This is a genomic window from Chryseobacterium gallinarum (assembly GCF_001021975.1).
Classification (GTDB): Bacteria; Bacteroidota; Bacteroidia; order Flavobacteriales; family Weeksellaceae; genus Chryseobacterium; species Chryseobacterium gallinarum.
Genome location: NZ_CP009928.1, coordinates 1368114 through 1386811 on the forward strand (window position 1 = coordinate 1368114; position 18698 = coordinate 1386811).

General features: G+C 37.6%; 16 protein-coding genes. 15 read left to right on the forward strand and 1 reads right to left on the reverse strand.

Annotated elements, in window-relative coordinates; translation table 11 throughout:
* Positions 1-188: 188 nt before the first annotated feature.
* The 5 genes from OK18_RS06120 to OK18_RS06140 are packed head-to-tail and all read left to right on the forward strand — an operon-like array spanning position 189 to position 6819.
* Complete coding sequence (locus OK18_RS06120; protein ID WP_053327451.1) at positions 189-3842, forward strand: MMPL family transporter; 3654 nt, start codon at positions 189-191, stop codon at positions 3840-3842.
* A gap of 42 nt (positions 3843-3884) precedes the next feature.
* Positions 3885-4799 (forward strand): hypothetical protein, encoded by a 915-nt coding sequence (locus OK18_RS06125; protein ID WP_053327452.1) that lies wholly within the window; start codon positions 3885-3887, stop codon positions 4797-4799.
* A gap of 1 nt (position 4800) precedes the next feature.
* Entirely contained in the window at positions 4801-5940 is a 1140-nt protein-coding gene (locus tag OK18_RS06130; protein WP_050019732.1) for a beta-ketoacyl-ACP synthase III, read from the forward strand.
* Positions 5940-6371 carry a FabZ gene (locus OK18_RS06135; protein ID WP_053327453.1) on the forward strand — a complete coding sequence of 144 codons (432 nt, stop codon included), beginning with the start codon at positions 5940-5942 and terminating at the stop codon, positions 6369-6371. The genes OK18_RS06130 and OK18_RS06135 overlap by 1 nt, the downstream gene beginning before the upstream one ends.
* A 4-nt stretch (positions 6372-6375) precedes the next feature.
* Positions 6376-6819 (forward strand): ABC transporter permease, encoded by a 444-nt coding sequence (locus OK18_RS06140; protein WP_053327454.1) that lies wholly within the window; start codon positions 6376-6378, stop codon positions 6817-6819.
* Positions 6820-7103: 284 nt separating this feature from the next.
* On the opposite strand, the gene OK18_RS06145 is transcribed toward OK18_RS06140, so the two are convergent.
* Complete coding sequence (locus tag OK18_RS06145) at positions 7104-10016, reverse strand: M16 family metallopeptidase (protein WP_053327455.1); 2913 nt, start codon at positions 10014-10016, stop codon at positions 7104-7106.
* 393 nt (positions 10017-10409) lie between these two features.
* Between OK18_RS06145 and OK18_RS06150 the strand changes: the two genes are divergently transcribed.
* The 10 genes from OK18_RS06150 (at position 10410) to OK18_RS06195 (ending at position 18685) form a co-directional block, all read left to right on the forward strand.
* A complete protein-coding gene (locus OK18_RS06150; protein WP_053327456.1) occupies positions 10410-10814 on the forward strand; it encodes a hypothetical protein in 405 nt (134 codons plus the stop codon).
* Positions 10815-10873: 59 nt separating this feature from the next.
* The gene (locus tag OK18_RS06155) at positions 10874-11869 is read left to right on the forward strand and encodes a BtrH N-terminal domain-containing protein (protein WP_050019735.1); all 996 of its coding nucleotides are present in this window, start codon (positions 10874-10876) and stop codon (positions 11867-11869) included.
* Position 11870: 1 nt separating this feature from the next.
* A complete protein-coding gene (locus OK18_RS06160; protein ID WP_050019736.1) occupies positions 11871-12629 on the forward strand; it encodes an ABC transporter ATP-binding protein in 759 nt (252 codons plus the stop codon).
* Positions 12616-13884 carry an ABC transporter permease gene (locus OK18_RS06165; protein ID WP_053327457.1) on the forward strand — a complete coding sequence of 423 codons (1269 nt, stop codon included), beginning with the start codon at positions 12616-12618 and terminating at the stop codon, positions 13882-13884. Before OK18_RS06160 ends, OK18_RS06165 begins: the two co-directional genes overlap by 14 nt.
* The gene (locus OK18_RS06170) at positions 13874-14302 is read left to right on the forward strand and encodes an acyl-CoA thioesterase (RefSeq protein WP_053327458.1); all 429 of its coding nucleotides are present in this window, start codon (positions 13874-13876) and stop codon (positions 14300-14302) included. Before OK18_RS06165 ends, OK18_RS06170 begins: the two co-directional genes overlap by 11 nt.
* Positions 14299-15432: a beta-ketoacyl synthase N-terminal-like domain-containing protein gene (locus tag OK18_RS06175; RefSeq protein ID WP_053327459.1), complete on the forward strand. Its 1134-nt coding sequence runs from the start codon at positions 14299-14301 to the stop codon at positions 15430-15432. Before OK18_RS06170 ends, OK18_RS06175 begins: the two co-directional genes overlap by 4 nt.
* Positions 15433-15438: 6 nt before the next feature.
* A complete protein-coding gene (locus tag OK18_RS06180; RefSeq protein ID WP_156173234.1) occupies positions 15439-15978 on the forward strand; it encodes a 3-oxoacyl-ACP synthase in 540 nt (179 codons plus the stop codon).
* A 94-nt stretch (positions 15979-16072) separates the two neighbouring features.
* Positions 16073-16330 (forward strand): phosphopantetheine-binding protein, encoded by a 258-nt coding sequence (locus OK18_RS06185; RefSeq protein WP_050019739.1) that lies wholly within the window; start codon positions 16073-16075, stop codon positions 16328-16330.
* A 97-nt stretch (positions 16331-16427) separates the two neighbouring features.
* Entirely contained in the window at positions 16428-17627 is a 1200-nt protein-coding gene (locus OK18_RS06190) for a beta-ketoacyl-[acyl-carrier-protein] synthase family protein (protein WP_050019740.1), read from the forward strand.
* A complete protein-coding gene (locus OK18_RS06195; RefSeq protein WP_053327460.1) occupies positions 17624-18685 on the forward strand; it encodes a beta-ketoacyl synthase N-terminal-like domain-containing protein in 1062 nt (353 codons plus the stop codon). The genes OK18_RS06190 and OK18_RS06195 overlap by 4 nt, the downstream gene beginning before the upstream one ends.
* Positions 18686-18698: the final 13 nt, after the last annotated feature.

Here is an 18698-nt window from a genome sequence, read left to right on the forward strand (position 1 = left end):
AACAGATTCTTATTTTCTTAATAATAATTGTGGTTTAAAATACATTTCATTAAAAGGGAACTTTTGCAAAAGTAGAATTTTTTTTTATTCTGCCTAGAATATTTTATTGATTTTCAGTTAAAACTTATAGCATACTATTTTGAACTAATACTTAAAAATTTAAATTTGCAGACTTGATTAACCATGTAATGCATCGATTTTTTATATTTTTATATTATCTGATTTCCGGAAACAGGATTATTTCTGTATTTACTGCATTAGGAATAACCTTGTTGTGCCTTTTCTTTGCTTCAAAAATCAACTTTGAGGAAGATATCAATCAGATTATTCCCAAAAATGAAAAATCTGATCTTACCGCCAAAGTTCTTAAGCAACTTAATTTTTCGGACAAAATTATCGTAATTATCGAAAATCAATCCGGTGAAAACGATTTTCAGCTTTCTGAAACTGCAGATACTTTCTTGCAAAAAATTGAACCCCTTCAAAAATACATAGCTTCGGTCCAGGGAAAAGTAAATGAGCAGGAGATCTCGGAAACCTTTGATTTTGTCAACCAAAACCTGCCTTTATTTCTGAACGGGGATGATTATAAACAAATTGAGCAAAAGCTTCAAAAAGACAGCATTGCCAGACAGGTTGAGAGTAATTATGTTTCATTGGTATCACCTGCCAGCCTGGTTACAAAAGAATTTATCAAAAAAGATCCGCTAGGCCTTACCTTTTTAGGAATCAAAAAACTGAATGCCCTTAATATCAGTAAGGATTTTAAGCTTGAAGACAGCTATATCGTTACTAAAGACGGCAGGAACCTATTGCTCTTTATCGATCCAAAAAACAAAAGCAATGACACCAAATCCAATGAGCATTTTATCAATCAGCTTAACATAATAAAAGAGAGTATCAACAAACAATTCAGAGGGAAAACCGAGATCAGTTACTTCGGATCACCGGTTATTGCTGTTGCCAATGCCCAACAGATTAAAAAAGATATTCAGAATACAGTAATGATTTCCATGACTGTACTTTTGATATTACTGATCTATTATTTCAGAAACCTCTTTACTCCGGTTATTGTTTTCCTGCCCACTGTATTTTCGGTTTTACTGGCATTATTGGTTTTATATTTTATCAAGGATAAAATTTCTGCCATTTCATTAAGTGTGGGCGCCATTCTCATTGGGATTACCATTGATTATGCTTTACATATCCTTACTCATTATAAGCACAATAACAATATTGAAGAACTTTATAAAGAGATCACCCAACCCATCATATTAAGCAGTGCTACAACTGCTGTATCATTTTTATGCCTGATATTCGTGCGTTCCGAGGCGTTAAAAGATTTAGGCCTATTTGCTGCCATCACAGTCATTTTATCTTCTATCACAGCTTTAATTATCGTACCTCAGCTTTATCATCCTAAGCCTGCAGAGGAAAAACTTAATACCAACTTTATTGATAAAATTGGCTCTTATCCTTATGAGAAAAACAAACCGCTAATTATCGGGTGCTCCATCATTATCCTCGCCTGCCTGTGTGGTTTCAGACACGTAAAGTTCAATGAAGATATCGGAGACCTCAATTACATTCCTAAAGAACTAAAAATCAGTGAAGAAAAACTTCAAAAGCTATCTGATATCACTTCAAAATCTATTTATACAATCTCGTACGGAAATTCTGAGGAAGAAGCTTTAGCCAGAAATTCACAATTGAGCGGTTTTCTTGAGAAAGAGAAAAAAGAAGGCAAAATTCTAAGCTATAATTCCATTGGGAATATTGTACTTTCTGAAAAAGACCAGCAAAAGAAAATTGCAGAATGGCAGCACTTCTGGAATCGTAATAAAAAGCAGGAGGTCCTCTCTGAATTGATTAATAACGGGAACAAATTCGGATTCAACAGTGCGGCCTTCGATCATTTCAACGAAACCCTTTATAAAGATTATTCCACACTGAGCCTTAAAGATTATGAGCAGGTAAAGGCCTTGCAAATTCCAGAATTTCTGAGCAATGAAAAGGGTTTCTATACGGTTTCCAATGTTGTAAAAGTGGATGAGCATAAGAGGGATGCTTTTATTAAAGATATTGAGAAAAAACATGACGTACTGGCCATTGACCGTCAGCAGATGAATGAAAATTTCCTGGGGTTATTAAAAAGGGACTTCAATACTCTGATCAATTATTCCCTGCTGGCTATTATTCTTACCATCATCGTGTTCTTCAGGAATTTTGAGCTTACCATTCTTACCATGTTTCCGATTGTTTTAACGGGAGTGGTAACTGCGGGCATTCTTTATTTTCTCGGGCTGGAACTGAATATTTTCAGCACTGTAGTTTGTACATTAGTCTTTGGAGTAGGTGACGATTTTAGCATCTTCCTTACCCAGGCAATGCAAAAAGAACACACAACCGGTAAAAATGAATTGCCTACCTACAGAATATCAATTATCCTGGCTGTTTTCACTACAATCCTTTCCATTGGTTCCTTGATTTTTGCCAAACATCCAGCCCTGCATTCCCTGGCTTTGGTAGCTTTGATCGGAATGTTCTCGGTAATTATTATTACCTCTACCTTATATCCGTTCTGGTTCAGGCTGTTCATTACCAACCGGGCTAAAAAGGGACTTTCCCCGATTACCCTGAGACTGTTTTTGCATTCCGTGCTATCGTTCGTTTACTATGGTTTGGGAGGCTTTTTATTTTCAGTTTTCGGAAGCTTCTTTGTAAAAAACTCTAAAGGCAGGACGCTGGATATCATCAAGCTGATTTTAGCAAAATTCCTGACGTCCGTACTGTATTCCAACCCTTTTGTAAAGAAAAGGGTTATTAAAAACAACTCTGAAGATTTTAGCAAACCGGCTGTCATCATTGCGAACCATACGTCTTTTCTGGATACTCTTGCCATTGCCATGACAACCCATAAAATTATATATCTGGTGAATGACTGGGTATACCAGTCTCCTGTTTTTGGGAAACTGGTGAGGGCATTGGGTTTTTATCCGGTTTCACAAGGTATTGAAAACGGGATGGATCAGCTGAAAGAGAAGATTGACCAAGGGTATTCTCTGGTAGTGTTTCCTGAAGCTGAACGTTCTTACACTAACGATGTTAAAAGATTCCATAAGGGTGCATTCTACCTTGCAGAACAATTCGGGTTAGACATTCTTCCTCTTTATATCCATGGAAATTCTGAAGTGCTTCCTAAAGGCGACTTCATTATCTATGATGGAAGTATTACGGTAAAAGTAGGGGACAGAATCAGTAAAGATGATGTAAGCTTTGGAAAAAATTATTCAGAAAGGACAAAAAAAATCAATGCTTATTTCAGGACTGAATTTGCCAGACTGAGGGAAGAAATTGAGGATGAGAATTATTTTAAAAAGAAATTATTCCTAAGTTATTTATATAAGAATACTGAAGTAGTACAGGAAGTAAAAAATGACTTCAACATTAATAAATGTGTTTATTTCGAACTGAATAAACACATTTCCAAGGATGCCCATGTTTTGCATATAGCAGATGATTTTGGGCAAAAAGATGCTTTACTGACCCTTTACCAGGCAAGCAGAAAAATATATTCCTTTATTCAGGATGGGGAAAAGAGGGCAACGGCTGAACATAATTACCTGGTTAAGAAAAGGAAAATACAATATATAAAAGAACTGTCTGAGGTGAATAAGAATATTGATGTTCTTTTGATTTCTGATGATCGTTTCGATATAAACAAAATTCAATCACTTCCTGAAACCATCATTTTTATCAATATCAAAAATGCTGTAATAGAAAGTGCTGATTATACATTAATTTTCAGCTCTGAATCATTAAAAGTATTTAAAAGCAAATAATACATATGAAAAACATATTTTTGTAAACGCTAAAAAATATTAATGAAAAAAAATATACTTGTAATATATTATTCTCAAACCGGCCAGTTGGAGGAAATTGTGAGAAATATAGCCAGGTCTTTTGAATCCAGAAAGGAGGAATATGATATTACCTATTATAACATCCGGCTGAAGGAAGATTTTCCTTTTCCCTGGCCGGGTGACGTTTTTTTTAATACATTTCCGGAATCTTACCTGCAGATTCCCAAAGAGCTCTTTCCTCCTTCAGAAGAGGTATTGAATAAAAAATATGACCTTATCCTGTTCGGATATCAGGTATGGTATCTTACGCCTTCTATTCCTATTATTTCATTCCTGAAGAGTGGCTATGCAGAAAAGATCCTTAAGGACACTCCTGTTGTTACCATTTCCGCAACAAGAAATATGTGGATGCTTTCCCAAGAAAAACTGAAAGTATATTTAAAAAATCTTCAGGCAAAACTTGTTGGAAATATTGCATTGGTAGACCGACATGACAATTATACAAGTGTACTGACAATTCTTAGATGGCTTACTACAGGAAAGAAAGAAAAATCAGGCCTACTTCCTGCTGCCGGAGTTTCCGATGAAGAAATTGCGGGTTCTGTAAAATATGGAGATATCATTGAAAAACACTTTAGAAATAATGACATGAGCCATTTGCAGCCAGACCTGGTGAAAAATGGCGCTGTTGAGATCCGTCCATTTCTGGTACGGGTGGAAAAGGTAGGAAATAAAATTTTTACCGTATGGTCTAACCTGATTATCAATAAAAAAGAGAAACGTCCATTGCTGATAAAATTCTTTAAGGTATATTTGATGGCAGCGATCTGGATTATTTCACCAATCGTTTTAGTATTACATTTGCTTACAACCCCAATATTTTGGGCTAAAAGACAAAAACAAAAAAGTTATTTACAAGGAATTAATTTAAAATAGAATGTACGACGTATTTATAACAAAGGCTTCAAAATATTTACCTAATGAGCCGGTATCGAATGCTGAAATGGAGACATATCTTGGGCTTATCAATGACGCTCCTTCTAAAGCAAAATCACTTATTTTAAGAAATAATAAAATTACAACAAGATATTACGCTTTAGATAAGGAAGGAAATCCTACCCACTCGAATGCACAGCTTACAGCAAAAGCTATTGAAGGCCTTTTTGATGAAAATTTCAGGAAGGAAGACATGAAATTACTATCAGTAGGAACCACTTCTCCGGACCAGATTCAACCATCACATGCTTCTATGGTGCATGGTGAACTGAACATTGGGAAATCTATTGAGATTAATACGGCTACAGGCCTGTGCAATTCAGGAATGAATGCCTTAAATTACGGTTTCCTTTCTGTAAAAGCCGGAGTTAACGAAAATGCAGTATGTGCAGGGTCTGAAAGAATGTCTGCATGGATGACTGCTGATAAGTTCAACCACGAGGCTGAAAATTTAAAGCTATTGGAGGAAAGACCCATTATTGCTTTTAAAAGAGAGTTCCTGAGATGGATGCTGTCAGACGGAGCAGGTGCTTTCCTGCTGGAAAATAAACCAAGAGAAAACAGCACCTCTTTAAAGATAGAGTTTATTGACTTCTATTCTTACGCCCACGAAATTGAAGCCTGTATGTATGCCGGATGTGATAAACAGGAAGACGGAAGCCTGAAATCATGGGCAGACTATCCTTCAGACGAATGGCTGAAGCAGTCTATATTTGCGATCAAACAGGATACTAAAATCCTGGACCAGTATATTCTTGTAAAAGGAGCGGAAAGCTTGAGAGCCTCTTTTGATAAACATCATTTAGATCCGGAAAAAATTGATCACGTTCTGGCTCATATTTCATCAGGTTATTTTAAAGATGGCCTTAGGGAAGAGTTTGCTAAAAAAGGCATGGATTTCCCTGCAGAAAAATGGTTCTATAACCTTTCTGAGGTTGGAAACATAGGAGCAGGATCTATTTTTATTGCCCTTGAAGAACTGATGAATTCCGGAAGACTTAAAAAAGGGGAAAAAGTACTCCTTTGTGTTCCTGAAAGTGGAAGATTCGCTTACTCTTGTTCTTTATTAACAGTCTGCTAATGAAAAACAGACTGCCCACATCCGATAAAGACTTTGTGGAAAGCCTTATTCCGCAACGACATCCTTTTGTAATGGTACATGAGCTTACGGAATATTCTGAAAACCATCTTATTTCTCAATTTGAAGTGAAAGAGGATAATATTTTTGTTCAGGATGGGGTTTTCCAGGCTTCGGGTCTTATTGAACACCAGGCTCAAAGTGTTGCCCTGCACACGGGATATAAGTATTATCTTTTAGGAAAAGAAGCTCCTACCGGGTATATCGGTGCCATTAAATCTTTTGAGGCTGAAACCTTACCTGCAATAGGAGATCAACTAAAATCGGAGGTGACCATCCTTAATGAAATCATGGGAGTAACCCTGGTGGATATTGTTACCAAACTGAATGGTGAGATTATTGCAAGATCACAAATGAAAACCGCTGTAAAATAACTGTATGAAAACCAGGGAAGATAATATGATCAATATACATAACTTTCTACCGCATCGTGAACCTATGCTTATGGCAGACTATATTCTGGAATTAACCCGGGAGAAAGTTGTGACTTCCTTTGATATAAAGGAGGACAATATATTTGTTCATCATAATGAATTTGTTGAAGCCGGCTTAATTGAAAATCTGGCTCAGACCTGCTCCTCAATCCTTGGACAAAACTTTTTTGAAAACCCTGAAGCCGACACCAAAGTTATCGGTTTTATTACCAGCATCAAGAAGATTGAAATTTTCGCTCTTCCTAAAGCAGGCGACACTATTATTTCCAAAGCAGAACTTATTTCTCAGTTTGAAAATATTTGCCATATCTTCTGTGAAACATTTTATAACGATGAACTACTGATCAGAGCAGATATCAACCTGTTTATCCAGGAAATCAAATCATAATGATCTATTCAAAATACATTGGAAGCTGTACATTTTTTGTACAGCTTTTAATATTTTAATATTATATGTTTTGGCTAAAGCCAATTGAATTTTTACCCATTAGGCGGGCTAAAGCCCGCCGCTATTGAATATTTAACGGACTTTCATTTATTTCCCTGCAGTATATTTCACGTGAAACATTCCCCGGATCCGTGAAACATTCATCACTAAAGAATAAGCATACTCCAACAAAAAAGATGAGACATTTCTGCCTCATCTTTTATTGTCATTTTATCCGAAAAAGATTAATATCCGAAAATTTCTTCAAGAGACACTTCCTGGAATTCCCCCATCTTATTGATGGATTCCATATTCAGGTTTTCTTTCTTACCAATAATAGCTGTATTATATTTTACGGGCTTCACTTCGGAATTATAGAATGCTGTAAGTTTCGGTAAAGTCAGGCCTTGGATTTCAGCGTATGTATCTTTCCTAAGATCATAATCAACACCAAGTTTTTTCAGTGCCAACTGGCTAAAGAAGATATTGGTTCTGTTGATCCTGTTGGAAGCGATTTGTTTCAATGCAGATCCTTTTGCATTTTCAAATTGTGCAGGGATCTGTGGTAAAGCAACCATCAGGTCATTCATTGCATTTACTGCCAATGGCAATTTATTAGCCTGGGTTCCGATATAATTGGTAATATAATTGGCACGCCCTTTTTCCGATGCATTGGCATAAGAAACATAGGCTGAATACGCCAATGATTTACTTTCTCTGATCTCCTGGAAAACGATGGAAGACAAGCCTCTTCCGAAATACTCATTGAATACATTGGATGCACCGAAATTACTAAGATTTACATTACTTCCTTTTGCCACTTTAGCCATTTCCATCTGTACCATATCGTAATTGGTAAAATATACTTTTCCTTCTGCGGAAGGCTCTGCATATTCTTTAGCTTTAGCCGGTTGTAAACTCGCATTGACGATGTAAGGCTTTACTGCTTTTTCCAATCCGGCCTGGTCCTGTCCGTAAAGGAATACCTGATATGGATATTGGTTCAATGTTTTCACCTTTTTCATCAGCTCATTCACATCAATGCTCTGAAGACGTTCCCTGGAAACAATATCCGTCATTCTTGAATCTTTACCATATTTTGCATAATTGGAAAGCGCTGCCATGATTCTGTTTTTATCTTTTTTAGCTGCCGCCCGTGCTTCCAGGATCGTTTTTACAGTCTGATCGTAGATTGCCTTATCTGCTTTCACATTGGTCATCCAGTGATTCATCAGTTCTATTCCTTTCTTCATATTACTTTCCAGTCCGCTTAATGTAATAATGGTCTGATCATTGGAAGTACTCACATAATTGGAAATCCCTAATTTGTAAAATTCTTCCTTCAGCTGTTCCGGAGTATATTTATCTGTACCAAGGTATTTAAATACGGTTCCTGCAATAGAAAGTTCTTTATCATTATCCGTTCCGAAAGGGAAAATATAACTTACCTGAGCGATCCCGTTATATTTATTTTTCACAAAGCTTACTGTCTTGTCCTTAATCTGTGAAGTCTGGATTGCCGTTTTATAATCAATAAATTCAGGCTTGATTTCAGCTACTTTTGCATTTAAAATATCTTTCAGGAAGGGAGACTGGGCTTCTCTGTTCAATTTGATCGGGGTAATTCCCGGATTCTCTACCCGAACCAATTTATCATTCACTCCTTTTTCTTTATAAACAACAACATAATTATCTTTAAAGAATTCATTGGCAAACTTTACAACATCAGCTTTGGTGATTTTCTCATACTGATTGATATCATCCAACTCTTGCTCCCATGACCTTTCGTTAATGTAAGCATTATAAAGCTCAGTGGCCAGTCCGTCTGCAGTTTCCCATCCCTTCATCCGCTGAACCTTCTTATCATTCACGATGGCTTCAAGCATCCAGTCCGGAAACTGCCCTTTCTTCACCAGGTCAAGCTGATCCAATAATAATTTTTTAGCTTCATCAAAACTTTGTCCGTCTTTAGGCGTAACAGATAATCCAAAGTAGCCATACATTTTGAATGGTGATTCATAAGCACTCGCTCCAAGGGTCTTTTGTTTTTGGTTAATATTAAGGTCAATCAGACCTGCACCACCCCTGTTACTCAAAATTTCAGCAATTACATCTGCTATCCTGGCTTCCTGGCTTCCATAAGAATCCGTTCTCCAGGCCATGGTCATTCTTGGTGTTGAAGGGCTCTTCACCGTTCTGGTAACGATCTTGGTCATAGGTTCCTCCGTTACCCTCTTTTTCATTGGCAGTTCCTTATATTTGAAAGAACCGAAATATTGATCAACTAATTTTATAGTTTTGTCAAAATCCAGGTCTCCCACCAGTACCACGGCCATATTGTTAGGCACATAATAAGTATCGAAATATTTATGGATAGCTACCATTGAAGGATTCTTCAAATGTTCCGATGTTCCGATTGTTGTCTGCTGCCCATTCGGATGTTTAGGGAAAAGAGCTTCCATTAAAGCATAATTGACAAGACGTCCATCATTATCCTGCGCCCTGTTGTACTCTTCATACACCGCCTCCAGTTCCGTATGGAAAAGACGCAATACCAATTCTGAAAAACGCTCTTTCTCTACCTTCAGCCATTTTTCGAGTTCATTGGAAGGAATGTTATTTTTATAAACCGTTTCATCCAGCCAGGTATGGGCATTGGTTCCCGTAGCTCCTAATGAAGAAATAGCTTTATCATATTCATTGGCGATAGCATATCCGGATGCTTCCTGGGAAACCTCATCAATTTTTTTGTAAAGTTCCTTTTTCTTGGCCGGATCTTTTTCTGCCTTATGCTGTTCATATAGGTCGGAAATCTGCTGCAACAGCACTTTTTCTTTGGCCCAGTCCTGTGTTCCCAAACGTGAAGTTCCTTTGAAAACCATATGCTCCAGATAATGAGCCAACCCTGTATTATCACTCGGATCGTTATTAGAACCCGTTCTTACAGGGATGTAGGTCTGGATTCTTGGGGCATCTTCATTTTTTGCCAGATAAACCTTCAGGCCGTTTTTTAAAGTATATACCCTTACACCAGCCTGGTCGTTTTTTACCGTTTCATAGGTATACCCCTGGGCATCGGTAAGCTTTTGTGTGTCGAATTTCTGTGCCATTACACTTAGCATACAGAAAAGCGAAGCAGAAATAAAAAACTTTTTCATAGTTGTTATTTATTTTAATATCCAAATTTCTAAGTCATTAGTCTTATTAATCATACACTTGTTACAGTTCATCTATTACACATGTAAACATTAATCACAATACTGCTATTTAAGATTAAAATCTTTCAGGTTAGTTAAACATCAGATGAAAAAACTGGAAACAATCCGAAATAGCCTAGGAAAATAAGACATCATTTTGGGCCGGAAACATTACTATATTTTACCTGAAAAATGCCGGGAATCTCTGATACAGCCGGTTTTGGGATCACATTAATACCTTCCTTTTTAATATGATTTACATATAATGTATTTTCACTATTTTAGCCACCTGATTAAAAATCAAAACAGGTGAACCCTATATTTATCTGAAATCTAAAAAATAATATTATTTAGATGAAAAAGCAAGACCTGCCTCAAGACGAAAGTAATCTAAAGTCCGCCAACATGACTGAAGTCTTGTACGTTACGGATGAAAATGATAATTATACGACTGCAAACAGCACAGGCTGGGATGCAAAAAAAGCAGCATTGGATGAATCCATGGAGCTTATTCATGAAAGAATTGAAGAAGCCAGACAAAATGTTGCCAATAATAAGGTAAGTCCCATCGTTTATTTTATGGAACTGAATAAGATGGATTTAGGAGTGCTTGCCGCTTATGTAGGAATGTGGCAATGGAGGGTAAAAAGACACTTCCGCCCCAAAAAATTTAAAACACTGAGTGAAACCGTACTGAAAAAATATGCTGATGCATTTGGAATTTCAGTGGATGAATTAAAAAACTTCGACGGGAAATAAATGAAATAAGCATACTGTTATGTGACTTCATTTAACCAATGAAAAGATAAAAGCTGCAAATGAAACTAAACTTTGAACACCATCAGACTGCACATTGCGAAAACGGTGTTGCTTCCAATTTACTGCTCAATAAAGGACTTAAGCTAAGCGAACCTATGATTTTCGGAATCGGTTCCGGATTGTTTTTCGTCTACCTGCCTTTTTTAAAGGTAAACTTTGCCCCGGGTTTCAGTTATCGTCCGATGCCGGGTGCCATTTTTAGCAAAGCAGCTAAGAGATTAGGAATTAAAATAAAAAGAGAAAAATTTTCAAATCCTAAAGATGCCCAAAAGGCTCTTGAAAGAAATCTGGAACAAAATATACCTACAGGGCTTCAGGTAGGAGTTTTTAACCTTACTTACTTTCCTGAAGAATATAAATTTCACTTCAATGCCCATAATCTTGTTGTTTATGGTAAAGAAGACGGAAGATTCCTGATCAGCGATCCTGTAATGGATTATGTAACTTCTCTTTCCGAAGCAGAACTGGAAAAGGTAAGATATGCAAAAGGAGCACTTCCTCCAAAAGGACATATGTATTATCCTATTTATGTACCTGAAAATATCCATCTTGAGGAAGCCATCAAAAAAGGAATTAAAGACACCTGCAAAAATATGCTTGCTCCGGTGCCTCTCATCGGAGTAAAAGCAATGAGATGGGTGGCGAAAAGCATTCCAAAATGGGCAGAAAAGAAAGGAACCAAAGTGACCAATCATTACCTTGGTCAGCTAATCAGAATGCAGGAGGAAATTGGTACCGGCGGAGGAGGTTTCCGTTTTATTTACGGGGCTTTTCTACAGGAAGCTGCTGTCATTCTTAAAAATGATGAGTTGAAAGAATTATCAAAAGAAATCACTTCCATCGGTGACCTTTGGAGAGACTTTGCGGTAGACATTGCCAGAGTGTATAAAAACAGAAACTCAAAGAGCAATATTTATCATGAATTGTCCAGGACAATGCTGCATATTGCAGATCTGGAAGAAGCTTTTTACAAAAAACTGAGAAAGGCGATCTGATATGACGGAGAAAATGATTGAGATCAAAAATCTATATAAAAAATACAAAAATTCCGATGAATTTTCTGTCAATGATATCTCTTTGGAGATAGGCAAAAATGAGATTTATGGAATTCTTGGTCCTAACGGGGCCGGTAAAACCACACTGATTTCCATGCTTTCAGGACTGATTAAACCTACCTCGGGGCAATTCACGATCAATGGTTTATCCCCGCATAAAGACCATTTCAAAATAAGACAGATCATTGGGATTGTACCACAGGAATACGCATTGTATCCTACCCTTACCGCGAAAGAAAACCTGATGTTTTTCGGAAGCCTGTATGGTTTAAAGCATAAACAGCTTACCCGTGCTATCGATGAATCCCTTGAGATTATGGGGCTTTCAAAATTTGCTGATAAACAGGTAGGACAATTCTCAGGAGGGATGAAACGCCGCTGTAACCTGATCGCCGGCACCCTTCATAACCCGAAGGTGTTATTTCTGGATGAGCCTACTGTAGGAGTAGATGTTCAGTCTAAGAAAGTAATCATTGATTTCCTTCAGGGTCTGAATAAAAAAGGGACATGCATTATTTATACTTCCCATCACCTTTCTGAAGCAGAAGAATTCTGTACTAAAATCGCCATTATAGACAGAGGTAAAATTCATGCTGTAGGAAGCCCTGAAGAACTTGTTTCTCAGATTGCCCACGCAGAAAACCTTGAAGATGTTTTCATTTCATTAACCGGAAAAGAATTAAGAGATGTTGTTGTATAAATTGTGGAGAAGTTTTATGAAGGAAGTCCTTCTGCTGAAAAGAGATATCGGTGGGATTGTCATTATTTTCGTAATGCCGTTGCTCCTTATCATCACCATTACTCTTATTCAGGATTCTACTTTCAAAAACCTTGAAGGATCAAAAATTCCGATTATTTTCATTGATCATGATAAATCTGAGGTTTCAAAAAATATAAAAAGTGAGCTGGAAAACAGTAAAACGTTTCAATTGTTAACCGGTTTTAATGAAAAGTCAGCTCAGGAAGCCGTTTTTTCGGGAGATTACCAGATGGCGATTGTCATCCCTGAAAACCTGACAAAGGATTTAAACTCCAATATTGAATCCAAGGTTCAGACTATTGTAAGCTCATTCGGCCTGGAAAGTGATTCCGTGAAAACTAAAACAGAAGCTCCGAAAGCCAGAGATATACATTTGTACTTTGACCCTGCTACCAACGCCGGATTCAAAAACTCAGTGATGAACTCCGTCAACAAGATGGTTTTTGAAATCGAAAATAAAAAAATTTATAAGGCTTTTCAGGATCAGTTGGGGACATCCGAGAAGCTCGATCAGAACAAAAACCTGATCAGTTTTAAAGAAATCACTCCCCAAAAAGGAGAAATGGATGTAATGCCGAATTCCGTTCAGCACAATGTTCCGGCATGGACGCTTTTTGCCATCTTTTTTATTGTGGTTCCTTTGTCTATCAATCTGGTAAAAGAGAAAAGCCAGGGTACCAGTGTAAGAGCCAGGATAAGCCCTACTCCTTATTTCGTTCATATTTTAGGAAAGACATTTACATACCTTATTATCTGCATCATCCAGTTTTTGCTGATGGTTGCAGTCGGAATTTACCTTTTCCCCTACATGGATCTTCCGGCGTTTGATGTTTCGGGCAAGATGTTCCAGCTTATTATAGTAACTTTATTTGCCGGATTGGCTGCTATCGGGTTTGGGGTCTTATTAGGAACAATTGCCGATACCCAGGAACAGTCTGCACCTTTCGGAGCCACTTCAGTAGTAGTATTGGCGGCTATCGGCGGAATCTGGGTCCCGGTATTCCTGATGCCCGAATTTATGCAGACTATTGCCAGGTTCTCCCCTATGAACTGGGGACTGAATGCTTATTATGATATTATTTTAAGAAACAGCGGGATCGGGGGAATTGCCAGGGAATTGGCTTTCCTGCTTTTATTTTATATCGCCACAGTATCTGTTTCCATTTTTTACGAAAAAAAACAAAATGCAATCTAAAGATAACATATTAACCTGTACTGAAGAAGTAAGAGTACGATTCAACGAGACAGACCCTCTTGGCATTGTATGGCATGGCCATTATATCGTTTATTTTGAAGATGGAAGGGAAGCATTTGGCAGAAAGCACGGCCTTACCTACCTTGATATTCAAAAAGCGGGATATGTTACTCCTATTGTTAAAAGTACCTGTGAACATTTTCTTCCTTTAAAATATGGCGAAACTTTTACCATTGTAACGACTTTTGTAAATTCGGTTGCTGCCAAGCTCATCTATCAATATGAACTGTTTAACCAACAAGGGCAGCTGGTCTGCAGCGGAGAAACCATTCAGGTGTTTTTAGATAGTGAAGGAAATCTATGCCTGTATAATCCTGACTTTTTTCAGGCATGGAAAGATAAAACAGGATTATCATGAAGAAGGAAGTTTATATAACGGATTACAATTGTGTGACTCCCTTAGGCTTTGATGTGGAGGCCAATTGGAATGCATTGTTGGAAGGGAAATCAGGAATTGCCCTGCATCATATCATAGAAAATCAGAACCCTTTTTATGCTTCTATGATCAATACTGAAGAGCTGGAAAAAGAATTCAGCAAAAACTTTGGTCATCAGTCATTTACAAGATTGGAAGAAATGCTGCTTTTAAGCTTGCTGCCCCTGATCAAAAACCATCATATTACGGAAAAAACCGCTTTTATCCTCTCTACAACAAAAGGAAATATCAGCTTATTAAAAAACCAGACTGAACTGCCGGAAGGTGTATATCTCTCAAACCTTGCCCGCAAGATCACTGATTTTTTGGGAGTTAAGACAAAACCGATAGTGGTTTCAAATGCCTGCGTATCGGGAGTAATGGCTATTGCTGTTGCCAAAAATATGATTCAGACAGGAAGATATACCGATGCTTTTGTCATTGCAGCGGATGAGATTTCAGAATTTGTGATATCAGGATTTAATTCCTTCCAGGCTATCGGACCGGAACCTTGTAAACCTTATGATAAAAACAGGGCCGGGATCAATATAGGAGAAGCTGCGGCTGCTGTTTATATAACTTCAGAGCCTTCGGACAATGAAAAATTACAATTTAAAGTATTGGGAGATTCTGCCGTAAATGATGCCAATCATATTTCAGGACCTTCCAGGACAGGAGACGGCTTATATGCCAGTATCAGAAATGCAATGACTGAGGCAAATATTCCTGCTGAACAGATTGATTTTATTTCTGCTCATGGAACGGCTACATTGTACAATGATGAAATGGAAGCCATTGCTTTCAACAGAATGGAATTGCAGCATGTCCCTCTTAACAGTATGAAAGGCTATTATGGCCATTGCCTGGGAGCATCCGGGCTGCTGGAAAGCATTATTTCTATGGAAAGCGCTCTTCATGCTACCCTGATTCCATCTAAAAACTTTAAAGAAACGGGAGTTTCCCAACCGCTGAATATTATTCGGGAAAATCAATCTGCTGACATTCGTTATATTCTGAAAACAGCTTCAGGTTTTGGAGGATGTAATGCAGCCATTATCTTGGAAAAATGTTAAAAGACGATGAAGACAATTGAAACCTGTACCATAGAACAGTCAAAAATAACGGTAAATGGACATCTTATTTTTGAAAGCGATAACGAAGCATTCCCGGATTTTGCAAAAAATGCATACAAAACCCTGGAACTCAATTATCCCAAATTTCATAAAATGGATAACCTGAGCAAACTGGCTTTTCTGGCTGCCGAAATGCTTTTAAAAGAAGAGGACCACAGCAGGACAGCCTTGGTTTTTGCCAATAAGTCCTCAAGCCTCGATACGGATTTTAAATATCAAAACAGTATCAATTCTCCGGAAAACTATTTTCCCAGTCCTGCCGTTTTTGTATACACTCTGCCTAATATATGTGTAGGAGAGATCAGCATCAAACACAAAATGCAGACAGAGAATGCTTTTTTTGTTTTGGATGAATTTGATGAAAATTTTTTAAATGATTATTCTGAGCAAATCCTTCACGCCGGAAAGGCCGGGAAAGTATTATGTGGCTGGGTGGAATTGTATCAGGAAAATTATAAAGCTTTTGTATATTTGCTCACATTATAATCTGACAATGTACCATTTCACAATGTACCAGTACTACAGTAACAATGCCTGGTAAATTGGTACATTCATATATTGTTACATTAAAATAATATTTATGGAAAATTTAAAAACTGAACTAAAGCACAAAATTATTGATGTCCTTAACCTTGAAGACGTTTCTGTAGAAGAAATCAAAGATACAGATCCTTTATTCGGAGGCGGATTGGGACTTGATTCTATTGATGCCCTGGAACTAATCGTTCTTCTTGATAAAGATTATGGAATAAAATTAGCCGATCCTAAAAAAGGAAAGGAAATTTTTCAATCTATCGACACGATGGCTAAATTCATCGAAGACAACAGAACAAAATAAAATTAATATAACAGTGTACCAATTTAATAATGTACCAATGCTAAAGGAATAATCATTGTAAATAGTACATCGTTAAATTGGCACATTATATAATACCATGAGCCAGAAAATTGCCATAACAGGAATGGGTATCATCTCCTCCATAGGAAACAATGTGGAGGAAAATTTTATTTCACTACAGTCCGGAAAGCATGGAATTTCAGAGATCAACATGTTTGAAACCCGCCATAGAGGATCTATTAAAACAGGTGAAATAAAGTTATCCAATGAAGAACTTGTAGAAAAACTTCAGCTTGATGAAGACAACAACGCTACAAGAACCTCTTTATTAGGAATGATTGCCGCAAAGGAAGCAGTAGAAAATGCCGGAATTCCGGATATCAACCAATACAGGACCGGCCTGATCTCTTCTACCAGTGTAGGAGGAATGGATGTTACCGAAAAATATTTCTACTCCTATGAAGACTTTCCTGAGAAGCAAAAATATATTGATGCTCATGATGCCGGTAATTCTTCTTTAGCCATTGCAGATTATCTGGGGTTAAAAGGAATGGTTTCTACGATCAGCACTGCCTGTTCATCAGCCGCCAATGCCATTATGATGGGAGCCAAACTGATTAAAAACGGCGTTTTAGATCGCGTTATCGTTGGCGGAACAGATTCCCTGTCCAAATTTACCCTGAACGGATTCAATACCCTGATGATTCTTACGGATTCCTATAACACGCCTTTTGACAATGACCGGAAAGGTTTAAATTTAGGAGAAGCCGCCGCTTTTTTAGTTATGGAATCTGAGGAAATTGTGACAAAGGAAAACAAGCCTGTTTTAGCCTATCTTTCCGGATATGGAAATGCGAATGATGCTCATCATCAGACGGCTTCTTCGGAGAATGGGCAGGGTGCTTTTCTCGCGATGCAGCAGGCTTTGAAAATATCCGGTTTAGCCAGGGAAAAAATCGATTATATTAATGTTCATGGAACAGCTACTCCCAATAATGATTTGTCTGAAGGTATTGCCATGATCCGTATTTTCGGGGAAAACCAGGTACCGGAATTCAGCTCTACGAAGGCCTTTACGGGGCATACTCTGGCAGCCGCCGCCGGAATTGAAGCGGTGTTTTCAATTTTAGCTATGCAGCATAATCTCATTTTTCCCAATCTTAATTTCAAAACCAAAATGGAAGAATTTGATCTGGTTCCTGTTACTGAACTAAAGAAAAAAGATATCAGGCATGTACTTTCCAATTCATTCGGATTCGGAGGAAATTGTTCAACGTTAATATTCTCAAAACCATGAGTGCAGTATACATCAACAGTGCATCCTGTATCTCAGCCCAGGACACATTGAAGGAAAATATTTTCCAGAACCTGGTTCCTGAAAATACAGTACAGATTGTAAAAGCTATAGAACCCAAATACAAAGAATTCATTCCTGCTGCTATGATCAGGAGAATGTCTAAAACCGTAAAAATGAGTTCCGTAGCATCACATTACGCACTTCAGGAAGCAGGAATTTCACAGCCGGATGCCATTATTGTAGGAACCGGTATGGGCTGTTCCCAGGATTCTGAAAAGTTCCTGAAAAATGTAATTGACAATCATGAAGAGTTTTTAACACCTACATTTTTTATCCAGTCTACACATAATACCGTTGCCGGGCAGATTGCCCTGGCCTTGCAATGTCATGCTTATAACTTCACTTATGTAAATACTTCTTCTTCACTGGAATTTTCGTTACTGGATGCCCAACTCCAGATCAGTGACGGTGAGGCAGAAAATATTCTTGTAGGATCTACTGATGAGCAGACGGACAGAACCATGGAGCTTTATTGCTTACACAATACGATCAAAAAAGAAAGAGATTTACCCGCAGATTATCTGACTTCTACGACTAACGGTGTCATCTGGGGCGAAGGAGCAAGTTTCTTCGTGGTCGGAAAAAACAAGACCGAAAACACCTACGCAAAGCTCAGCAATATTGAAATTAAAAACAGGATAGAAATCAATGAAGTACAAGATTTTATCCAGGATTTTTTAACCAGAAACAATTTTCAGTCGCAGGATATCGATGCAGTTATTCTGGGGTTTAGCGGAGATGCAGCTTCTGATGGATATTATAATGAAGCCATGAAACTGTTTCCGGAATCATCTTTATTATATTATAAGCATCTTAGCGGAGAATTTAATACAGCGAGTGGCTTTTCTGTTTTTATGGCCTGTCATATTCTGAAGGAACAGAAGATCCCGGAGGTAATGATGATCAATCCTGAGAAAAAAGAAGAGGTAAAAAACATACTTCTTTACAATCATCTGGCTGGCTGTGATCATAGTCTGGTTTTGTTGGAAAGAGCATAACGGAACAAAAATA